Annotated in this window: 17 protein-coding genes and 1 pseudogene; 8 read left to right on the forward strand and 10 right to left on the reverse strand. The window is 75.2% G+C overall.

Annotated features, from left to right (window positions below):
* Positions 1 to 25: 25 nt before the first annotated feature.
* The 4 genes from HNR12_RS01420 to HNR12_RS01435 form a co-directional block, all read right to left on the reverse strand.
* Positions 26 to 718 carry a haloacid dehalogenase type II gene (locus tag HNR12_RS01420; protein ID WP_179765748.1) on the reverse strand — a complete coding sequence of 231 codons (693 nt, stop codon included), beginning with the start codon at positions 716 to 718 and terminating at the stop codon, positions 26 to 28.
* A gap of 173 nt (positions 719 to 891) precedes the next feature.
* Positions 892 to 2,946, reverse strand: coding sequence for an FUSC family protein (locus HNR12_RS01425; RefSeq protein ID WP_372451090.1), 2,055 nt, complete (start codon positions 2,944 to 2,946; stop codon positions 892 to 894).
* 547 nt (positions 2,947 to 3,493) lie between these two features.
* Positions 3,494 to 4,726, reverse strand: coding sequence for a hypothetical protein (locus HNR12_RS01430; protein WP_179765750.1), 1,233 nt, complete (start codon positions 4,724 to 4,726; stop codon positions 3,494 to 3,496).
* Positions 4,727 to 4,995: 269 nt separating this feature from the next.
* The gene (locus HNR12_RS01435; protein ID WP_179765751.1) at positions 4,996 to 5,658 is read right to left on the reverse strand and encodes a pyridoxamine 5'-phosphate oxidase family protein; all 663 of its coding nucleotides are present in this window, start codon (positions 5,656 to 5,658) and stop codon (positions 4,996 to 4,998) included.
* Between the two features lie 17 nt (positions 5,659 to 5,675).
* Here HNR12_RS01435 and HNR12_RS01440 point away from each other — a divergent pair, with 17 nt between their 5' ends.
* Positions 5,676 to 6,989, forward strand: coding sequence for an amino acid permease (locus HNR12_RS01440; RefSeq protein WP_179770319.1), 1,314 nt, complete (start codon positions 5,676 to 5,678; stop codon positions 6,987 to 6,989).
* Between the two features lie 222 nt (positions 6,990 to 7,211).
* Here the strand turns inward: HNR12_RS01440 and HNR12_RS01445 are convergent, their stop codons facing one another.
* Complete coding sequence (locus HNR12_RS01445) at positions 7,212 to 8,168, reverse strand: aldo/keto reductase (RefSeq protein ID WP_179765752.1); 957 nt, start codon at positions 8,166 to 8,168, stop codon at positions 7,212 to 7,214.
* Between the two features lie 163 nt (positions 8,169 to 8,331).
* Between HNR12_RS01445 and HNR12_RS01450 the strand changes: the two genes are divergently transcribed.
* Positions 8,332 to 8,721, forward strand: a complete 390-nt coding sequence (locus HNR12_RS01450) for a MerR family transcriptional regulator (protein ID WP_179765753.1) — start codon at positions 8,332 to 8,334, stop codon at positions 8,719 to 8,721.
* 182 nt (positions 8,722 to 8,903) lie between these two features.
* Here the strand turns inward: HNR12_RS01450 and HNR12_RS01455 are convergent, their stop codons facing one another.
* Positions 8,904 to 9,458 (reverse strand): GNAT family N-acetyltransferase, encoded by a 555-nt coding sequence (locus HNR12_RS01455; protein ID WP_179765754.1) that lies wholly within the window; start codon positions 9,456 to 9,458, stop codon positions 8,904 to 8,906.
* A gap of 348 nt (positions 9,459 to 9,806) precedes the next feature.
* Here HNR12_RS01455 and HNR12_RS01460 point away from each other — a divergent pair, with 348 nt between their 5' ends.
* Together HNR12_RS01460 and HNR12_RS01465 are read left to right on the forward strand one after the other, a co-directional pair.
* A complete protein-coding gene (locus HNR12_RS01460; RefSeq protein ID WP_179765755.1) occupies positions 9,807 to 10,721 on the forward strand; it encodes a ketopantoate reductase family protein in 915 nt (304 codons plus the stop codon).
* A gap of 112 nt (positions 10,722 to 10,833) precedes the next feature.
* Complete coding sequence (locus HNR12_RS01465; protein WP_179765756.1) at positions 10,834 to 11,775, forward strand: LysR family transcriptional regulator; 942 nt, start codon at positions 10,834 to 10,836, stop codon at positions 11,773 to 11,775.
* A 190-nt stretch (positions 11,776 to 11,965) separates the two neighbouring features.
* Here the strand turns inward: HNR12_RS01465 and HNR12_RS01470 are convergent, their stop codons facing one another.
* On the reverse strand, positions 11,966 to 12,919 hold the full coding sequence (locus HNR12_RS01470) for a LysR family transcriptional regulator (RefSeq protein WP_179765757.1): 954 nt from the start codon (positions 12,917 to 12,919) through the stop codon (positions 11,966 to 11,968).
* Positions 12,920 to 13,071: 152 nt separating this feature from the next.
* Between HNR12_RS01470 and HNR12_RS01475 the strand changes: the two genes are divergently transcribed.
* Complete coding sequence (locus tag HNR12_RS01475) at positions 13,072 to 14,007, forward strand: EamA family transporter (protein WP_179770320.1); 936 nt, start codon at positions 13,072 to 13,074, stop codon at positions 14,005 to 14,007.
* A 152-nt stretch (positions 14,008 to 14,159) separates the two neighbouring features.
* Here the strand turns inward: HNR12_RS01475 and HNR12_RS01480 are convergent, their stop codons facing one another.
* Positions 14,160 to 14,387, reverse strand: a complete 228-nt coding sequence (locus HNR12_RS01480) for a hypothetical protein (RefSeq protein ID WP_179770321.1) — start codon at positions 14,385 to 14,387, stop codon at positions 14,160 to 14,162.
* Between the two features lie 109 nt (positions 14,388 to 14,496).
* Here HNR12_RS01480 and HNR12_RS01485 point away from each other — a divergent pair, with 109 nt between their 5' ends.
* On the forward strand, positions 14,497 to 16,299 hold the full coding sequence (locus tag HNR12_RS01485) for an NPP1 family protein (RefSeq protein ID WP_179765758.1): 1,803 nt from the start codon (positions 14,497 to 14,499) through the stop codon (positions 16,297 to 16,299).
* A 79-nt stretch (positions 16,300 to 16,378) separates the two neighbouring features.
* Here the strand turns inward: HNR12_RS01485 and HNR12_RS01490 are convergent, their stop codons facing one another.
* Positions 16,379 to 17,068 (reverse strand): alpha-ketoglutarate-dependent dioxygenase AlkB family protein, encoded by a 690-nt coding sequence (locus HNR12_RS01490; RefSeq protein ID WP_246424976.1) that lies wholly within the window; start codon positions 17,066 to 17,068, stop codon positions 16,379 to 16,381.
* 263 nt (positions 17,069 to 17,331) lie between these two features.
* Here HNR12_RS01490 and HNR12_RS01495 point away from each other — a divergent pair, with 263 nt between their 5' ends.
* Both HNR12_RS01495 and HNR12_RS01500 read left to right on the forward strand, forming a co-directional pair.
* Positions 17,332 to 18,507, forward strand: coding sequence for a magnesium and cobalt transport protein CorA (locus HNR12_RS01495; RefSeq protein ID WP_179765759.1), 1,176 nt, complete (start codon positions 17,332 to 17,334; stop codon positions 18,505 to 18,507).
* Between the two features lie 116 nt (positions 18,508 to 18,623).
* Positions 18,624 to 19,501 (forward strand): annotated as a pseudogene (locus HNR12_RS01500) (IS5 family transposase).
* Here HNR12_RS01500 and HNR12_RS01505 read toward each other — a convergent pair.
* Positions 19,498 to 20,715, reverse strand: coding sequence for a VWA domain-containing protein (locus HNR12_RS01505; protein WP_179765760.1), 1,218 nt, complete (start codon positions 20,713 to 20,715; stop codon positions 19,498 to 19,500). The pseudogene HNR12_RS01500 and the gene HNR12_RS01505 sit on opposite strands and share 4 nt — an antisense overlap.
* Positions 20,716 to 20,792: the final 77 nt, after the last annotated feature.

Below are 20,792 nucleotides of genomic sequence, written 5' to 3' on the forward strand. Positions count from 1 at the left end.
GACCGACGTCTCGGCGAAGGGCGCCTCAGTCCGCCCCCAGAGCCGTGGCCAGCTCGGCCAGGCTCCCGGCGTACAGGTCGAACGCGTCCCCGGCGCGGGGCGGGTCCCCGACAGGGCGCTCGACGTAGGCGGTCCGCATGCCCGCGGTCTGCGCCGCGCGCAGGTCCCAGGCGTGGGCGGCCACCATGAGCAGGCGCTCCGGCGCGCGGTCGGCGGTGGCGACCGCGAGCCCGTAGACGTCGGGGTGCGGCTTGTAGCCGGCGGCGTCGGCGGCCGAGAGCGCCTGGTGCCAGCGCAGCCCGGCGTGCGCGCTGATGCGGGTGAGTGCCGCGGGCGCGGCGTTGGACAGGCCCACCACCGTGAAGCGGGCGGCGATCCGGTCCAGCGCCGCCACGGAGTCGGGCCAGGGGTCCAGCCGCTGGGCCGCGGCCGCCAGCGCGCCGGGGGCGCCGGGGTCGGCGGCCCCGGCCTCGGCGGCCACGCGCTCGGCCGCCTCCCGGTCGAGCGCCGTGCTGGGGGCGTAGGGCCGGCGGCCGGAGAGCATCTCGCGCTGCCGCTCCTCGACGTGGCGCTGCCACACCTCAAGCAGCTCCTCCAGCCGCGCGTCGCCGCACCCGGGGAGCGCCGCCCGCAGGCCGCGCCGGATCCCGCCGGGCTCGTCGACCATGGTCCCCAGGACGTCGAAGACGATCACGTCGATGTCGGCGGGCGAAGTCACGGGTGGCGCTCCTCGGTGTCGGCGGCCGCGCCGGCCGGACGGCGCGGCCAGGTCAACCGGACGCCGAGGCCGACTGGTCGGATCGTCGGCGAGCCTAGCGGGCGCCGTGTCCGGCGCGGCGGGCGGGTGGCGCCGGGCCCGGAGGGACGCCGGCGGCGCGGTCCGGGGCGCGCCTACAGGTCGGCGTCGACCTCCTCCTGGGCGCGGTGCCGCTCGCGCTGGCGGCGGCGCTCCTCCTCGCGCGCGGCGCTGCGCTCGTCCTCGGCCACGGCGGTGCGCATCGCCGCCGAGAGCGCCCGCAGCTCCATGTTGACCCGCGGGTAGTCCACCAGGCGCGGAAGCGCGCCCAGGCGCGGTGTGCGCCGCTCGCGCAGCGCCGCCATCAGCTCCTCGAAGGCCAGGTACAGCCGCTGCAGCGTGATCTGCGACGCCGGCTGCGGCCGTTCCAGCGCCAGCGCCGCCAGCGCCAGGTAGCCCACCCGCTGGGTGGCCACCACCACCGGCCACAGCGGGCGGGTGGTGGTGGCCCGGGGGACGTCGCCCACCGCGCTGTCGTAGACGCCGCGCAGGCTGACCAGCGCCGTGCGCAGGTCGCGGCGCAGCCGGTAGGTGCGCTCGGCGTCGAGCTGGACCTCGGGGTCGAGCACGGCCAGCAGCGCCGTTCGGGTGGTCTCCAGGACGTCGACGATGGTCTGGGGCAGCCGCGCCGCCGACGCCCGGCGCCACAGCAGCAGCGCGCCGAGCATGCCCGCCAGCGAGCCCACCACGGTGTCGAGGATGCGGGCCTCGGCCAGCTGCTCGACCGGGTAGGGCGAGGCGGTGTGGGCCAGGATCAGGCCCATGGGCGTGAGGAAGATGCTGGCGTAGAAGAAGTTGCGCGTCACCGTGAGCTGGGTGAGCCCCTGGAAGCCGGCGGCCAGGGCGATGCTCGCGACCAGGGGGAGGTCGGCCATCAGCAGCAGCGCGCCGATGACCACCCCGATGAGCGTGCCCAGGGCGCGCTGGGCCGACCGGTTCACCGTCAGCACCACGTTGCCGCCCTGCAGCACGGCCGTGGTCGTGATGCAGATCCAGTAGTAGCGGTCCAGGCCGACGGCCAGGCCGAACACCGCGGCCAGGGTCACGGTGATGCCCATGCGCAGGGCGGTGGGCAGGACCAGCGACTCGCGGGTGAGGCTGGAGCGCAGGGACTGCCACACCGAGGGGTAGCGCACGTCCTGCAGTTCCAGACCGCGGCCCTCGGTCTCGTGCTCGTCGCGGTGCGCGGTCTGGGCGGCGCGGCCCAGCCGGTTGTAGAGGCGGGCCTCCAGCGAGCGCGGGCGCAGGCCCTTGCGCAGCTCGTCCAGGCGGTCGGGGTCGGGGGCGAGGTCGGGGCGCCCCACGGAGGCGGCCAGTTCCTCGGCGAAGTCGGCGGCGAGCGCGGGCAGGCGCTCGGTGCGGGCCAGGGAGACGTCGGTGGCGGCCAGGTGGATGTCGGAGACCCAGCGCAGCAGCGCGCGCAGCCGCGCGGCCGTGGGGGTGTCGCGGTAGCCGCGGGTCTGGCCCAGCAGCACGATGCGCCAGGCGCGGGCCACGGCCACCGACGCGTCGTGCTGGACGTGGTCCACGCGCGGCGTGCCGATGGACCGCAGCAGGGCGGCCAGCTGGCGGAACGCCTCGGCGACCGCGCGGTGCTCGGGGTGGCGCCCGCGGAACAGGCCCTCGCCCATCGACACCGCCCAGCCCACGGCGGCGCCCATCCCCGCGACCAGCGCGTGCATGGGCACCTGCGCCAGGCCCCCGGGGGCGATGGTGGAGATGCCGCAGACCAGCACGAAGAACAGCGGTCCGGGCTTGTCGACCCGCAGCGCCTGGCAGACCCAGGTCGAGACCCCGGCGACGGCGCCGATGGCGACCGCGCCCGCCCACAGGTTGAGCGAGCTGACGGTGCCCACGACCACGCTGGCCACGAACCCCAGGCCGACGAACGCCAGCGCCACCGCGCGGTACTGGTAGGGGGTCTCCTTCTCGTAGAGGACCGTCATCGACCCCAGCGCGGCCAGGGTGCCCACCTGCGGCCCGAACAGCGCGGCGGCCAGGGAGAAGGCGGTGGCCATGGCGATGACGGCCTTGAAGCCGGTGCTCCACCCCCACCCGCCGGAGGCCAGGCCGAACAGCGCCTTGACGTCCACGCGGGACCTCGGCAGGTCGGCGACCTTGGGCCGCACGCGGGTGGGCGGGTTCCAGATGGGTTCACTCGGCGTCGGATCGTCGGACCTGCCGCTGCTCGCCCCCTGGTCATGCACGTGCTCCATGGTAGGCGGGCCGCGCCCGTACCGGCCCCCTCCGGCGCGCCCCCGCCGCCCGTGCCGCCGCGCGGGGCGCGGGGCAGGGGCGCGGCGCGCGGGAGGCCTCGCCCCCGGCGACACTGCAGGTCGCCGCGCCGCCGGCGAGGTCCGAACCGCCCCGCGTCGGCACGGGCGGGTGCGCACGGCGGCGCCGGCGCGGCGTGGCCACCATCACCGGCGCGCGCACCCGGTGTGTCCGCGTCGCGACGCACCGCGATGGGGTCGCCGGGGAGGGAGGGCCGCCGGGGAGGGAGCGGCTGCGCCCCCGGCGGCACGCGGGCGCGGGGCTACTCCGCCGGGAGTAGCCCCGGGACCCTCCACGGGACGGATGTCCCCGGACGCCCCCCGGGCGGACACTGGCCGCAGGACGGGACGGCGGTCGCGAGAGGCCGTGCCGTGGCGGCCGGTGCCCGCGGGCTCGGTCCCGCCCCGCCCTCCCCTCAGCGGTTCAGCTCTGGTCAGCCGGGGCGGTCGCGGGTGGGGCGGTGGCGGCGCGCAGGTGCTTGAGTTCGGCCAGAGCGTCGTCCAGTTGCGCCTCCGCGCGTTCGGCGCGGTGGAGGGCCTGGGCGCGGGCGTCGTCCATCGCGGCCAGCCGCTGGGCCGCCGCCTCCTTGGCCGCCGCCAACTCCTGGGCGGCCGCGGTGCGGCGCTCCTCGACCTCGGCGAGGTGGCGGGCGCGCTCCCGCTCGGCGTGCTCGCGTTCGCGCTCGACCTCGGCCGCCAGCCGCGCGCGCTCCTCGGCGGAGTCGGAAAGGCGGGCGCGCAGCGCCTCGGCCTCCTGCTCGGCGCGTTCGGCACGCCGCCGGGCCTCCTCGGCGGCGCGCTTCCGCTCCTCCAGGCGCTCACGCAGCGCGGTCCGCTCGGCTTCGGCCTCCTGGCGGACCCGCGCGAGTTCGGCGGCCGCCGCGCGGCGCTCGGCCGCCAGCCGCTCGGCGGCGGCCTCCTCGGCGGCCACCCGGCGGCGTTCGGCGTCGGCGAGCCCGGCGTTGTACTCGGCGAGCGCGGCGGCGCGCTCGGCCTCGGCACGGGCCGCCTCCTCGACCGCGTGGTCGCGTTCGGCCAGCGCGGCCTGGCGGCGCGCTATGGCCTCGTCGGCCATGCGCTCGGCCGCTCCGGCGGCGGCGACGGCCGACGCGGCGGCCTCTTCGGCGGCCCCGCGCGCCGCCTCGGCCTCGGCGCGCGCCCGGTCGGCCGCGCGGCGGCGGCCGTCGGCCTCCAGCCGGGCGGCGTCGGCCTCGGCGATCCGCCGGGCGGCGTCGACGCGGACGGCCTCGACCTGGGCCTCGACGTTGGCGGGGTCGGTCATGGCGGCGAACGCGTCGGTCGCCGCGGCGAGGGTGGCGGTCAGCTGCTCGGCCTGGACGGAGAAGCGCACCAGCAGGTCGTCGGCGCGCAACCGGGCGCTGGTCACGGGGGTGGCGCCGCCCGCGCCGGACGCCGGGGAGGCGCCGCCGGTCAGCACGGGCCCGGCGCCCGCGGTCGCCGGCGCGCCCTCGTGGGCGGTCTGGGCCGCCGCCTGCTCGGCTGTCTCCTCGCGCAGGCGCTGGCGCTCCCGCCAGGCCCGCCAGCGGGTGTGCTCGGGCAGGTCGCAGTACTCCGGCGGGCGCCCGGGCGCGGAGCCGCGCGGCACCGGACGGGTGCAGCCGGGGAAGTTGCAGGTGTTCGCGTCGGTCGCTGGCACGCAGACGAGCGTAGTGGTCCGCGCGGCCCCGCGCCCGGACCCGGCGCTGCCCGATGCGGTCGACGCGGTCCGGTGCTGCCGGGATGGCCGAAGCGCGCGGCCCGGCGCGGCGATGGGAGCCGCGCGGCCCGGAGCGGCGCCCAGAAGGCGGGCGCGGGCACGGCCGGGGGAGGGGGCCGCCAGGCGGCGGATCGGCACGGGATGCCCGGCGGACCCGGGCGCGCGGACGGGGCGCGCCCGGGGGCTTCGCGAAAGCGGCGGGTACGCGGCTACAGCGCCTGGCGCACGTAGTCGGGCACGGCGGTCGGGCCGGAACCCTGTTCGTCGGGCACGGGCGGCGAGTAGCCGCGCGCCGTGGGGACGACGCCGGCCCAGTACGGGAGGTCCATGTCCTCGGGCTCGTCGACCACCCCGCCGGTGCGCACCTTGGCCGAGACGTCGGTGAGGTCCAGCCGGATGACGGCGGTCTTGGCCAGCTCCTTGGGCGTGGGCGGGCGGCAGTCGTCGGCGCGGCCGGGGAAGGGGGCGTTGACCAGCGCGTCCAGGGCCATGCGCCGCTCCTCCTCGGCGACCACGCGGTGGGCGATGCCGTGAGCGACCACCGACCGGTAGTTGAGGGAGTGGTGGAACGCCGAGCGGGCCAGCACCACGCCGTCGGTCAGCGTGACGGTGACGCAGACGCGCAGGCACTCGCGCGCCGCGTGCAGCGGGCGGCTGCCGGTGGAGCCGTGCATGTACAGGCGCTCGCCCACGCGGGCGTACATGGTGGGCAGCACCACGGGCGCCCCGTCGGCCACGAAGCCGAGGTGGCAGACGTAGTCGGCGTCAAGGATGGCGTGGACGGCGGCGCGGTCGTAGCGGGCGCGCTCGGCGAGGCGGGTGGGAGTTGTGCGGGGGCCGGCCGGATAGGCGGGTGAGGAGTCGATGACCACGAGCCAACACCAACTTCCTGGGCGCCGGCGGGCGACTGGCCTCGGCCGGCCCCGCCCTGGCCCTGGCCTACGCCGTCTGCGGCCTCTTCGCGTTCTTCGTGGTCCGCGCGCTGGGCGAGCTGATCCTGCACCGGCCCTCGTCCGGATCGTTCGTCTCCTACTCGCGCGAGTTCATGGGTGAGAAGGGCGCCTACGTCGGCGGCTGGCTCTACTTCCTGAACTGGTCCACCACCGGGATCGCCGACATCACCGCGATCGCCCTCTACATCCACTACTGGGACATGTTCTCCGACATCCCGCAGTGGGTGCTGGCGCTCATCGCGCTCGCCGTGGTGCTGGCGTTCAACCTCATCTCGGTGAAGATCTTCGGCGAGATGGAGTTCTGGTTCGCGATCATCAAGGTCGCCGCCCTGGTGGTCTTCATGGTCATCGGCATCGCGCTCCTGGTCACCGGCCAGGACGTGGGCGGACACGACAGCGGCGTCCACCTGCTCGTCAGCGAGGGCGGCTTCTTCCCCGCGGGTGTCCTGCCGGTCGTGCTCGTCATGCAGGGCGTGATCTTCGCCTACTCCGCGGTCGAGATGGTCGGCGTGACCTCCGGCGAGACGGCCAACCCCGAGAAGGTCATGCCGAAGGCGATCAACTCGATCATGTGGCGCATCGGCCTGTTCTACGTCGGCTCGGTGCTGCTGCTGGCCATGGTGGTGCCCTACACGGTCTTCGAGGCCGGGCAGAGCCCGTTCGTCACCGTCCTCAGCGAGCTGGGAGTCCCCGCCGCCGGCGACGTGATGAACCTGGTCGTGCTGACCGCCGCGATGTCCAGCCTCAACTCCGGCCTCTACACCACCGGCCGCATCCTGCGGTCCATGTCGATGGCCGGTTCGGCGCCCAAGTTCACCTCGGTGATGAGCCGCAGCCAGGTGCCCTACGGCGGCATCCTGCTCACCTGCGCCGTGTGCGTCCTGGGTGTCGGGCTCAACTACGTGCTGCCCGCCGAGGCGTTCGAGATCGTCATCAACTTCGCGGCGATCGGCGTCATCGGCACGTGGAGCATGATCATGCTGTCCCACCTGATGTTCTACCGGCAGGCCCAGGCCGGGCGGGTGCGGCGGCCGTCCTACCAGCTGTTCGGGTCGCCGTTCACCGAGATCGTCACGCTGGCCTTCTTCGGCGCCATCGTCGTGATGATGTGGTTTGACGAGATCGGGCGCTACACCATCATGGCGCTGCCGCTGATCGTCATCGCCATGGTCGTCGGCTGGTTCTGCGTCCGCGGCCGGGTCAACCGGATCGCGGCGGAGCGCGAGGCGGCGGGCACGGCCGCCGACTAGGCACCGCGCCGGGCGGGGGCCCTCCCCGAGAAGGCCGTCCCTTCACGGACGGCCCCCGCCCGGCGGCCGCGGCCCTTCCGGCGCGCCATCCGGTGGCGGCCCGCCCCCGCGGTGGGCCGCCACCGCCGCGCCCGGCCACCGTGCGTCCGCGGGCCGGCGCCCCGGCACGCGCGGGCCGCGGCCGCCGCGAGGGCGGTGGAGGAGTGGGCGGGCACGCCCCCGTCAGTAGCGCTCGCCCACCGGTGCCGGCACCGCGTCGAGTTCGGCCAGGTCGGCCTCTGTCAGCACCAGGTCGGCGGCCTCGGCGTTCTCCACCAGGTAGCGCGGGGTCTTGGTGCCGGGGATCGGCACCACGGTGCCGCTCTGGGCACGTGTCCAGGCCAGCGCGACCTGGCCCGGCGTGGCGCCGTGGCGCTCGGCCACGCGCCCGGCGGCCTCGGTGATCGCCCGGTTCGCCGCCATCGCCTCGGCCTGGAAGCGCGGGTTGCCCCGCCGCCAGTCGCCCTCGGCGATGTCGTCGGGCGAGCTGAACCGGCCGGTCAGGAAGCCCCGCCCCAGCGGAGAGTACGCCAGGAACGCGATCCCGTTGGCCTCGCAGTAGGGCACCACCTCGGCCAGCGCCTCGCGCGTCCACAGCGACAGCTCCGACTGCACGGAGGCCACCGGGTGGATCGCCTGGGCGCGCCGGATCTCCTCGACCGAGACCTCCGAGAGCCCGATGGCGCGGGCCTTGCCCGCCGCGACGGCCTCGGCCATCGCGCCCCAGGTCTCCTCCAGCGGGGTGGCGGGATCGACCCGGTGCAGCTGGTAGAGGTCGACGTGGTCGGTGCCCAGGCGGCGCAGACTGGCGTCGACGCTCGCGCGCACGTGCTCGGGCCGGCCGTCGTTGCGGCGGCCCATGGGGTGCGACGGGTCGCCCACCAGGCCCACCTTCGTGGCCAGCACCGCGCGCTCGCGGCGGTCGGCCAGCGCGCGGCCCACCAGCTCCTCGTTGGTGTAGGGGCCGTAGACGTCGGCGGTGTCCAGCAGGGTGACGCCCAGGTCCAGCGCCTGGTGGATCACCGCGACCGACACGTCGTCGTCGCGGCCCCGCGGGTCGTAGCCGTGGGTCATCCCCATGCAGCCGAGTCCGATGGCGCCGATGGCGGGGCCGGACGCCCCCAGGGTGGTGGTGATCATGACGACCCTTCTGTCGGAACGGGCGGTGCGGCCGGGCTGCGCCGGCCGTCGCTGAGCACTGTGCACCCTGGAGTGCACTCCAAGGCAAGCCGGCCGTCCCGGCTGCCCCGCGCATCGCCGCGGCCCTCGCCCGGCGCCGGCGCGGCCGACTAGATTCGCGGGCATGAGCACCGCCTCGACCGAGCCGCTGACGATCTCCGCCGCCGCCGAACGCGTCGGGCTGTCCGCCGACACGCTGCGCTACTACGAGCGCATCGGCCTGCTGGACCCCGTGCCGCGCACGGCCGCCGGACAGCGCCTCTACGGCGCCGCCGAAATGGCCCGCCTGGAGATGGTGATGCGGTTGCGGGGGACCGGAATGCCGATCCAGGACATGGTGGAGTACGCGCGGCTGGTGCGCGAGGGGGATGCGGCAGTGGCCCGCCGGCGCGCCATGCTCGCCGGGCAGCGCGCCCGGCTGCTGGGCCGGATGGAGGAGTTGGAGGCCACGCTGCGCTACCTCGACCGCAAGATCGCGACCTACGACGCCCGCATGGCGGTGGAGGCGGGCTGAGGGGGTCCGCCGCGACGGGCCGGGACCGCTCCACCCGCGCCGCCCCGCGCCGGCGCCGCACCCGGCGGGCGCCCCGCAGCGCCGCAACGCGGAACGGGGCGCCCGCACCCCTTTGGTGCGGGCGCCCCGCGGACGCGTGCCGTGCCGGTCGCCGGACCCCCGCGGCGGCCGCCGGGCGGGGGTCAGTCGTGGCCGCCCACGCCGCCGATCCGGGTCACCATCGTGGTGACGAAGGGCCGGAAGCCCTCCTGCTCGAAGAAGCGGATGTCCTCGGAGCTGGTGGCCAGGGCCGTCAGTTCGATGTCGCGGATGCCCATGGAGCCCACCTGGCGGCGGATCTCCTCCAGCAGGCCCGAGCCCACGCCCGTGCCGGTGTGCTCGGGGGCCACCGCCAGGGTCTGGACCACGGCCACCCGCGCGCCCCGGTCCCACGACCCCTGCTCGCTCTGGCGGACGGTGACCATGGCGTAGCCGACCGTCTCGCCGCCGCGCTCGGCCACCAGGGCCAGTGTGCTGGAGTCCTTCAGCCAGGCGAGGTACTGCGCCCGCCGGCGGCGCCAGGACTCCTCGGCGTTGACGCGGGTGATGATGTCCTCAAGGTGCGGCGCCACGGTGGCGTGCTGCTCGTGCAGGGCCGCCCACAGCTCCGCCAGCTCCTCAACGTCGGCGGCGCCGAGGTAGCGGTAGCGCAGAGTCGGAATTCCGCCGTGGGTTTTGGTCGCCAACGAAGATCCCATGTTTTTTCCACCCGTTTCCCATGCGACCCCGCCCCTCGGCCCGCCCGGCACCGCGGCCGCTCCGAACTCGGATAGGCGAGGTGAGCTGTATTACTGACGGTACGCGCCGCGTGCGGCGGGCGTCGCCGCGCTGCGGGCAAAAGGACGATGCGTCGTGACGATAGGAGAAAATCGCGCGTTTTTTGCCGAGGTTTCGCCGTGCGCGGGCACCGCTGCCCGCAGACCGCGCGGCCCCCGCCGACCGCACCCCGCCCGCCGGGCCGGAGGCCCCGCGCGGCACAATGGGGCGACCTCGGACCGCCCCGCGCGCGGCGGGGCGGCCACGACCTCGTGGAAGGGAGCCCGGCCATGGGCGAGCGCACCCCTCTCGGCCGTATCACCGTGCTCGCCCCCGGCGGCGTCGGCGGACTGCTCGCCGGGGTGATGGCCCGCCAGGGGCACCCCGTGACCATCGTCGCCACCGAGCCCACGGCCGAGCACATCGCCTCCGCGGGCCTGCGTGTGGACTCCGGCCTGCTCGGGGACTTCCGCATCGGAGTCGAGGCCGTGCCCGCGGCCACCGAGCACGCCGACGTGCTGATCGTCGCCGCCAAGGCCACGGCGCTGCCCGCCGCGCTGGCGCGGGTCTCGCCCCGGCTGGCGGTGGACGCGCTCATCGTCCCCCTCCTCAACGGCTACGAGCACATGGACCTGCTGCGGGCGCACTACCCCGGCGCCCACGTGCTCGCCAGTTCCATCCGGGTGGAGTCCACCCGCGTCGCACCCGGCCACATCGCCCACACCAGCCCCTTCGCCGCGCTGGACATCGCCTACTCCGGCGCACCCGCCGACCGCGTCGAGACCCTGGCCGAGGCGCTGCGCGCCGCGGGGCTGGACGTGCGGCTGCACCACGACGAGGCGGGCGTGCTGTGGCGCAAGTTCCACTTCCTGCTGCCCACCGCGCTGGTCTGTACACACCACCGCAGCGACATCGGAACGGCGCGCGCCGAGCGCCGCGCGGACCTGCTGGGGGTGGCCCACGAGGTGGAGGCGGTGGCCGCCGCGCGCGGCCTGGCCCTGGACACCGCCCGGGTGACCGCCATGTTCGACGCCGCGCCCCCGGCCACCAAGCCCTCGATGCTGCGCGACCGCGAGGCCGGCCGGCCCATGGAGGTCGACGCGCTGGGCGGCGCCCTGCTGCGGGCGGCGGCAGAGGCGGGCGTGCCCGTGCCGGTCACCGAGCGCATCGTCGCCGACCTGCGCGCCGTCGACGCCGCCGGCTGAGCCCCGCCGGACGGCGGGCGAGCGCGCGGAGTGTGCACGAGATCACGCCGCGATTGTCCCCGGCGGGCGCCCAGCCGCCGCGTGTGTGTTTCCGGGACATTACATTGAGGTCATGATCGATGTGCGCCGGTTGCAGCTGCTCCAGGCGCTGGACCAGCACCAGACGGTCGCCGGCACGGCTGAGGCGCTGGGCGTCACCCCTTCGGCCGTCTCCCAGCAGCTGGCCGCGCTGGCGAAGGAGACCGGGGTCGCGCTGGTGGAGCGCCAGGGGCGCCGGTTCCTGCTCACCGGCGCCGCCCGCGTGCTGCTCAGCCACGCCGACGTGATCTTCGCCGAGCTGGAGCGCGCCCAGGCCGACCTCGCCGAGTACGCCGAGGGCAAGGTCGGGGTGGCCCGCGTCGGCTCCTTCGCCACCGCCATCTCCGACCTGGTGGGCCCGGCGGTGGCCGCGCTGCGGCAGACCCTGCCCGGCTGGCGGTTCGAGATCGTCCAGGCCGAGCCCGAGCACAGCACCGAGATGCTGCGCTCCGGGCACATCGACATCGCCGTCACCCAGTCCTCGGGCAGCCTGCCCCCGCCCGGGTCGCCGGAGTTCCAGATGGTCCCGCTGATGGTCGAGCCCTTCGACGCCGTCCTGCCCTACCAGCACCCGCTGGCCGCCCGGGCCGACCTCGACCTGGCCGCCGACCTCGCCGACGCCGACTGGATCCTCTCGGCCCCGGGCACACCCTGGTACGACTGCGTGACCGCCGCCTGCCACCAGGCCGGGTTCCAGCCTCGGGTGCGCCACACCGTGCACGAGTTCAGCGCCGTGTTCGGCCTGGTGCAGGCCGGACTGGGCGTGGCCCTGATGCCCCGGCTCGCCTGGACCGGGCTGCCCACCCCGCAGGTGGTCGTGCGCACGGTGCGCGACACCGCCCGGCGGCACATCATCGCCCTGGCGCGCGCCGGCTACAACGCCGAGCCGTTCCTGGCCGCCGTGCGCGAGGCCGCCGCCAAAGTCCCGGTGCCCTCGGTCGATCCCCTGCTGATGGCCGGCCCCCGCGTGAGCTAGGCGGCCCACCCGCACCAGAGCCCTCGGCCGTACCCGGCCGGTGGTCGGGGCGGTGACGGGGCGGCGGATGGGCGGGCATGGCGCTCACCGGCTCCGCGATCGGTGGCGGGGGTTGCGACGTGGCCGCCGGGCCTGGCCACCCGTTTGCCGTTGGCGCCCTCGTCACCGCCTCATCCACTGCAGCCTCGACCTAGCCGAAATCGGCCGGTCCCGGCGGCGCGGGGGGTTCCGGGGCGGCGTCGTCGAGGACGCGCTGCGCCTCCTGCCACAGGTAGCGGCCCAGCAGCAGGATGGGCCGCCAGGCCCACGCGCCGGTGTTGGCCGCCAGCGCGATCCGGCGGCTGCCGCCCAGTTCGCCGAGCGGCGAGTGCACCACCCCCCGCCGGGTGGCCGCCGCCAGTTTGGGCAGCACGCCCACTCCCATGCCCGCCGCCACCAGTTCCTCCACCATCTCCAGGTTGTCGATGCGGTGGCGGATCAGTGGCGCGAACCCGGCGCCCGCGCACAAGCGGCTCACCAACTCGTCGTCGTCGCTGCCGCGCGAGTTGGCGATCCACGAGGCGTCGGCCAGCCCGCGCAGCCGCGATCGGGTCATGGTGCGGCTGGTGGCCGCGCCGGTCGAGGGCTGGGAGAGCAGCAGCGGCTCGGTGCCCAGCGGGCGCAGGGTCAGGGTGCCGGGGAAGCGGCGCGGCACCAGGCTGTAGTCGTAGACCAGGCCGAGGTCGGCGGCGCCCGACTGGAGCACCCGCAGCGCGTCGTCGGGCTCGTGCTCGATGAGCCGCACGTCGATCCCCGGATGGTCGGCGCGCAGCCGCCGCACCGCGGGCAGCACGATGGGGGTGGCCACGCTGACGAAGGTCACCAGCGACACCCGGCCCACCGGCTCGCCCTCACCGGCCAGCTCGGCCTGGGCGGCCTCCACCCGGGCCAGGATGTCCACGGCGTGGCGGGCCAGGCGCTGCCCGGCCGGGGTGAGGCGCACCCGGCGGCCCTCGGGCGCCAGCAGCCGCGCGCCGGCCTCCTTCTCCAGCACGGCGAAGTGCTTGGAGACCGCCGAGGTGCTCATGCCGGCGACCTCAGCGACGGCCGCCATGGTGCCCCACCGCTCCAGCTCGACCAGGAGCCGCAACCGCGTCAGATCCATCCACCGAAACTACACGGTTCGTCCACCAACGGTCCGTGGACAGAAACAAAGCCGCCCAGTGCAATGGTCGGGTGATCCGCTTTCCCCCCTTTTCCGCTGGACTGCGCCCTGCCCTGGACCGCGTCCCACCCGCCGCCCTGCTGCTCGGCGGGATGTTCGTGCTGCACACCGGAAGCGCGCTGGCCGTGCACGCGTTCAGCCAGGCCGGTCCCATGGGCGTCACCTGGCTGCGCCTGACCTGGGCCGCGCTGCTGCTGGTGGCCCTGGGCGGGCGCTCGCTGTGGACGGCGCTGCGCGCCGCCCGGCCGCGTGAAATCGGCACCGCAGTGATCTTGGGCACAGCCAGCGCGGGGATGATGGTCCTCTACTCCGAGGCGACGGCGAGGATCGACCTGGGCACCGCCACCGCCCTGGAGTTCCTTGGCCCGCTGGCCGTGGCGGTCCTGGCGCTGCGCCGCCGCCGCGAGGCCGTGTGGCTGGGCGCCGCCGCCGCCGGTGTGCTGCTTCTCACCCGGCCCTGGACCGGCGGTGCCGACCTCGTGGGTGTGGCGCTGGGGTTGGCGGGCGCCGTCTGCGTGGCCCTCTACATCGTGTTCACCCAGCGGGTGGGGTCGTCGTTCCGCCCGGTGCACGGCCTGGCCATCGCCATGGCGGTGGGCGCCGTGCTCACCGCGCCCGCCGGTCTGCCGCCCGTGCTCGCGGCCCCCGACCTGGGCCGCGTCCTGTGGGTCACCCTGGTCATCGCGGTGCTGTTCCCGCTGGTGCCGTTCCTGCTGGAGATGGTCGTGCTGCAGCGCATGAGCCGCACCGCCTACAGCACCTTCGTCAGCCTCGAACCCGCCGTCAGCCTGGTCATGGGCCTGCTCATCGTCGCCCAGACCCCCGCGCCCGTCCAGGTCGCGGGCATGGCCCTGGTGGTGTTGGCGGGGATCGGCGCCGCACGAGGCGACGACCGCGCCGCCCTGGCCCGGGTGCGCCGCACCCGCCGGCGCCGTGCCACCGCCCGCACGGAGCCGCCGGCGCCGCCGCCGGAGCCGCCGGAGCAGGAGCCCCCCGAGACCCGGCGGGCGCCCGAGCACGTGGGCTGACGCCGCCGGTCCGGCCCCCGGCCCCGCCTCGGCCGGCAGGCGGGCTCACCCCGGCCGCCGTCAACCTCACCCCGGCCGCCGCCCACGACGGCCGGATCCGGCCACGCCCGCCCCCGAAGCGGGGCGGGCGGCCCCTCGGTGTGCCCGGGCGGTCACCGCTCCCTGCGGCTGCCGCCATACTTCTTGTGCAACGCCTGCTTGCTGATGCCGAGGATGGTCGCGATCTCGCTCCAGGTGTAGCCCTGCGTCCGCGCGCGCCGGACGTGCATCGCCTCCAGCCGCTCGACCTCACCGCGCAACTGCACGGTGGCGTGCAGTGCGGCCAGCGGCGACTCCCCGCGGGCCGTCTCCAGCAGCGGCGTGATGCGGTCCTCTTCCATGGGGACCAACCTACGCCGTCCCCGGGGCGCGGCGGGCGGGCCGCCCGAAGGCCCCGGAAGCCCGCCCGGCACGGCCCTCCGGCAAGATCCACTAAAGTCAGGCACAACCATGAGTACACAATCCGACCTCGAACTGCTGCGCGCCTACGAACCCGTCCTCGTCTACACGCGCGGCGAGCTGTTCTTCCCCGCCGACGTCGACGCCTACGTGCGCTGCTGCTCGCTGTGGTGCGAGGACCGCGACGGCAAGGAGGTCGAGGTCGTCCCGGCCGGTGAGCTGACCCTGGACCGCCTCGCCACGGCCGAGCAGGAGTGGCCCGGCCGCTACAAGCACCTGCGGTTCGTGCAGGCCGCCTCGCTGCGCGCCGAGGCCCGCCGCCACCGCCGCAGCGCGCGCCGCGTCATCCCGCGCAGCGGGCGCCTGGCGGCCGTGGGCGTGCTGGGCCGGGTGGTCGACATCCTGATGAAGCTGTCCCTGCTGATCCGCGGCGCGGTGCCCGGCGGAGTCGCCGCGGCGGCCGCCACCCGCTACCGCGACCGGGTGCACATCGACGGGACCGCCAGCTACTACGGCCGCGTGGTGCGCGAGGGCGGCTACATCGCGCTGCAGTACTGGTACTTCTACGCGATGAACGACTGGCGCTCCACCTACGGCGGCGTCAACGACCACGAGGCCGACTGGGAGAAGGTCACCGTCTACGTCGTGGAGGACTCCGAGGGCCGCACCCGCCCGATGTGGGTGGGCGCCTCCTCCCACGAGTACTTCGGCGACGACCTGCGCCGCAGCTGGGACGACCCCGACCTGCGGCGCGAGGGCGACCACCCGGTCATCTTCGTCGGCGCCGGCTCCCACTCCCACCAGATGCTGCCCGGTGACTACCTCATCCAGGTCGACCCCGCCGTGCTGCGCTGGGTGGTGCGCGCCTGGCGGTGGGTGGGCGAGCGGATCTTCCGCAGCGACAGCCAGTTCGTCCGCCACGGGATCGGCGTGCCCTTCGTGGACTACGCCCGCGGCGACGGCGTGCGCGTGGGCCCCGGCGGCGAGCGCACCTGGACCGCCCACGTCATCGACGACGACACCCCGTGGGTGCGCGGCTTCCGCGGCCTGTGGGGCCGCGACACCGGCGACTTCTTCGAGGGCGAGCGCGCCCCCAGCGGCCCCCGCTACGAGCGCGACGGCACCATCCGCTGGTCCTGGGCCGACCCCCTGGCGTGGGTGGGGCTGCAGAAGGTCCCGCCGACGGAGGCCGCCGCCCGCGTCCAGCTCGCCGCGCACCTGGGCGACCTGGAGGAGCGCATCCGCGAGGCCGACGCCGACATCCTGCGCCGCCGCGACGCGCTGCGCCGCCTCACCGCCGCCCGGCTGGTCCTGGGCCACGACGCCCACTCCCAGAGCCGCGCCCAGGAGTACGACGCCCGTATCCGCGCCGACGAGAAGGAGCTGTCGGCCGCCTACCGCCGCCGCGCGATGATGAGCGACGAGCGCGACTCCTGCCGCGCCGCCCTCGACGGCGAGGTCCCGGTCGCGCCCAGCCCCACCGAGCACCTGCGCGCCCCCCACCTGCCCTACGCGACCGGCCAGCAGCGCACGACCCGCTTCCTGCACGTGTGGGCGGCCCTGAGCACCCCGCTGCTGATCTGCGCGCTGGGCGCCATGCTGTTCCTGCAGGGCACCTACACCGCGCCCGCGATGATCGGCGTGGTCCTGGTGTTCGCCATGGTCGACGCCATGGCCCGGCGCAAGCTCATGCCGTTCCTGACCGGCCTGGCGGTGCTCGTACTGGCCGTGGGGGTGGTGGCGGGCATCATCGCCGCCTTCGCCGCGGACTGGCGCATCGCGCTGCTGGTGCCCACCGGTGTGGTGGTGGCCATCCTGCTGTGGGTCAACGTCCGCGACCTCATCCGCGGCTGAACCGCCCGTCCAGCCGCGTCCCGCCCGCGCCGCCCCGCCGAGCCCGGCCCGGCCGGCCCCGGGCGGGGCCGCGCGCCGCTCAGCCCTCGGCGCCGGGCAGGCCCGAGGCGCGGACCGTGATGTTGAGCCGGCCCGCCTCCAGCCCGATACCGGGCGGGGCGGTGCCCGGCCGGGTGCGCGGCACCCCGTGGTAGGCCAGCCGCGAGGGGCCGCCGAAGACGAACAGGTCGCCGCTTGCCAGCTCCACGTCGGTGTAGGGGCGGGTGCGGGTCTCGGTGTTGCCGAACCGGAACACGCACGTGTCGCCCAGGCTCAGCGACACCACCGGGGCGTCGGCGCGCTCGTCGCGGTCCTGGTGCATGCCCATTTTCGCCTCGGCGTCGTAGAAGTTGACGAGCGCGACGTCGTAGGGCGGGCTCCCGGGCGCGGGCGGGCTCCCGTAGGCGGCGGCCACGCCCTCGCGCGCCAGGCGGCCCAGCAGGTCGGGGAAGGGCCGCACCGGGCTGCCGTCGGGCAGCGTCCGGGAGTACCGGTAGGGCTCCCAGTACCAGCCCAGCGCCGCCATGCGCACGCTCATCAGCCCGCCGCGCGGCATGCGGTGGCGGCGCATGCCGGCCGGGCCGCTCGCCCACTCCCGGCACAGCGCCACCAGGTCGCGCTGGGCGGCGGTGTCGAGCCACCCCGGCACGTGCACCGCGCCGGGCGCCACCTCCCGGGGCGCGCCGCCGAACAGGTCGAGGCTCCCACCTGCGGCGTTCATCCCGTCCATGCCTCCATCCGACCACGTCGGATTGCTCCTCCACAACACGGGTACCGGTCGGCCAGACGTCCGGGAGGCCGGAAAGGCCGGACAACAGGCAGTCCAGGTAGGATGGAGGCGCGTTGTGCACGTGAATGCGGAACCCCGGGAGGTGAGGCCGATGAGCCAACCTCCCAGTACGGCCTGAAGCCGCGCCAGATCCGCGCGGTCTCCGGGCCGCCGTGCGTCCCGAGGCCGCTGCCCGCCGACCTCGACACAGCAGGGGTGTTCCCATGGCTCAACGCAACCCACTCGCCTGGCTGCCCAGCATCCGCGACGCCCAGCAGGCCCGCCGCTCCGCCCGCCCCCAGCCCCCCGAGCAATCCATGGACCCCCGGGCCGACCACCGGCGCCCGGCCGACGACACCCCTCCGGTGCAGGACAGCGTCATCGACGCCGCCGTCTACGTCGACGGCCGCCGCCAGGAGGGCCCCACCGACATCCTCGACATCGCCGACCTCCACCGCCGCACCCCCAGCCACGCGGGCGCCCTGGCCTGGATCGGCCTGCTGCGCCCCTCCAGCTCCCAGCTCCTGGCGGTGGCCGACGAGTTCGGCCTGCACGCCCTGGCCGTCGAGGACGCCATCGTCGCCCACCAGCGGCCCAAGCTGGAGCGCTACGACGACACCCTCTTCGTCGTCCTGAAGTCCGCCCGCTACCTGGACGCCGCCGAAGAGGTCGAGTTCGGCGAGATCCACCTGTTCGTCGGCAAGCACTTCGTCATCACGGTGCGGCACAACGACGCCCCCGACCTCTCGGTCGTGCGCAAGCGCCTTGAGGACGAGCCCGAACTTTTGGCGCGCGGCCCCGAGGCCGTGCTCTACGCCGTGCTCGACGCCGTGGTCGACGGCTACGCCCCCGTCGTGGCCGGGCTGCAGAACGACATCGACGAGATCGAGACCCAGGTCTTCGCCGGCGACCCCGCGGTCTCCCGCCGCATCTACAAGCTCTCGCGCGAGGTCATCGAGTTCCAGCGGGCCGCCCAGCCGCTGCTGCCCATGCTGCGGTCGCTGGGCGAGGGCTTCGAGAAGTACGACACCGACGAGGAGCTGCGCCGCTACCTGCGCGACGTCGCCGACCACGCCACCACCGTCGCCGAGCGGGTCAGCGGGTTCCGCGACATGCTGCAGAACATCCTCACCGTCAACGCCACCCTGGTCACCGAGGCCCAGAACGACGAGATGCGCCGCGTCACCGAGGCCAGCTACCTCCAGGGCGAGCAGGTCAAGAAGATCTCGGCGTGGGCGGCGATCCTGTTCGCGCCCAGCCTGATCACCGGCGTCTACGGCATGAACTTCACCCACATGCCCGAACTCGAGTGGGTCCTGGGCTACCCCTGGGCGCTGGTGCTCATGGTCGGCATCAGCGTCGCGCTCTACGTGGTCTTCAAGTGGCGCAAGTGGATGTGACCGCGCCGGCGGTGCCCGCCGCCCGCGCGGCGGGCACCGTGCCGACCGTGCCCGGCTAGGTCCTGTTTTTTGAAAGGTCTGCGGGGCGGGCTGGTCTTCGGTAATCCTTGGGATCCATGGTCCGACGCCATGAACTCACCGACGCCGAGTGGGACCTGCTCGCCCCGCTCATGCCCGCCCACCCCCGCAAAGGCAAGCGGTGGGCCGACCACCGCCGCGTCATCAACGCCATCCTCTACCGCACCAGGACAGGCATCCCCTGGCGCGACCTGCCCGAACGCTACGGCCCCTGGGAAACCGCCGCCGGACGCCACCGCCGCTGGTGCCTGGACGGCACCTGGCAGCGCATCGCCGACCGGCTGCGCATCGACGCCCTCACCGGCGCCGAACTCACCGCCGGTATCGACTCCACCGTGATCCGCGCCCACCACCACGCCGCCGGAGCCCCAAAAAAGGGGAGGCGGCCCGGGACGAAGGGGACAGGGCCCAAGCACTCGGGCGCTCGCGGGGCGGCTGGTCCACCAAGCTCCACCTGATCGCCGACACCCGCCGGCGGCCGCTGGTCCTGGCCCTCACCCCCGGCCAGCACGCCGACACGGTGATGCTGCGGCCTCTGCTGGAGCGGCTGCGCCTGGCGCGCTCCGGGGGGCGGGCGCGCACCCGCCTGGACCGGTTGCTGGGCGATAAGGCCTACTCCAGCCGCGCCAACCGGTCCTACCTGCGCCGGCGCAAGACCAAGGCGACCATCGCCGAGCCCGCCGACCAGCGGGCCAACCGGCTGCGGCGCGGTTCGGCGGGCGGCAGGCCCCCGTCCTTCGACCGGGAAGCCTACCGCTTGCGCAACACCGTCGAGCGCGCGATCAACCTGCTCAAGCAGAACCGCGCGGTGGCCACCCGCTATGACAAGCGGGCCGTGATCTTCGAGGGCACCGTCCAGGTGGCCTCGATCAGAATCTGGCTGCGCGACCTTACCCGTTCAACAAACACTGCCTAGCCGCGGTCGGCGGCCTGCTCCTCCTCGACCCAGGCGGCCAGCGACCGCCCCTGGATCGCGGCGGCCATCAGGTCGGGGAACCGGTCGGGGGTGCAGGCGAACGCCGGCACGCCCATGGCGGCCAGGGCGGCGGCGTTGTGGCGGTCGTAGGAGGGCGCGCCCTCGTCCGACAGCGCCAGCAGCACCACCACCTGCACGCCGGCGGCGGTCATGGCGGCCACCCGGCGCAGCATCTCCTCGCGGACCCCGCCCTCGTAGAGGTCGCTGATCAGCACCAGCATCGACTGCGAGGGCCGGGTGATCAGCCCCTCGCAGTAGGCCAGGGCGCGGTTGATGTGGGTGCCCCCGCCCAGCTGGGTGCCGAACAGCACCTCGACGGGGTCGCTGAGCTGCTCGGTGAGGTCCACGACCGAGGTGTCGAACACCACCATCGAGGTGCGCAGCGACCGGATGGAGGCCAGCACCGCGCCGAACACCCCGGCGTAGACCACCGAGGCCGCCATCGAGCCGCTCTGGTCGATGCACAGCACCACGTCGCGCTGGACGCCCCGGCTGCGCCGGGCGTAGCCCACGAGGTTCTGCGGCACCACCGTGCGGTGCTCGGGCAGGTAGTGCTGGAGGTTGCGGCGGATGGTGCGGTCCCAGTCGATGTCGGCCACCCGGCGCGGCCGGTGGGTGCGCGCCGAGCGGTCCAGCGCGCCCTGCACCACCGCGCGGGTGCGCTGGGCCAGGCGCTTCTCCAGGTCCTCCACGACCTTGCGCACGACCATGCGCGCGGTCTCGCGCGCCTGCTCGGGCATGACCTGGTTGAGGGAGAGCAGGGTGCCCACCAGGTGGACGTCGGGCTCCACCGCCTCCATCATCTCCGGCTCCAGTAGCAGCCGGTCCAGGCCCAGCCGCTCCATGGCGTCGGCCTGCATCACCCGCACCACGCTGGTGGGGAAGTACCGGCGGATGTCGCCCAGCCAGTTGGCCACGGCCGGGGCCGACCCGCCCAGGCCGGCGGAGCGCGGCCCGCCGCGCCCGGCGGGTGCGCCGCCGGAGCCCTGGTCGTAGAGGGCGGCCAGCGCGCCGTCCATGCGCTGGTCGGCCGCGTTCAGCTCGGCGAAGGCGGGCGCGGCGGCGCCGCCCAGGACCAGCCGCCACCGGCGCAGCCGCTCGGGCTGGTCCTCGGGTGGGGCGAGGGCGGTCGAGGTGTCGCTGTGGTCGGTCATCGGGGGGTGCGCGGCGGCCGGCGGGGCGTGCCGGCCGCCGCTGCCTCCTCTCGGGGTCGGCGGGGCGAAGGGGCGGG

The sequence above is a fragment of the Streptomonospora nanhaiensis genome, assembly GCF_013410565.1.
GTDB classification, from domain to species: domain Bacteria; phylum Actinomycetota; class Actinomycetes; order Streptosporangiales; family Streptosporangiaceae; genus Streptomonospora; species Streptomonospora nanhaiensis.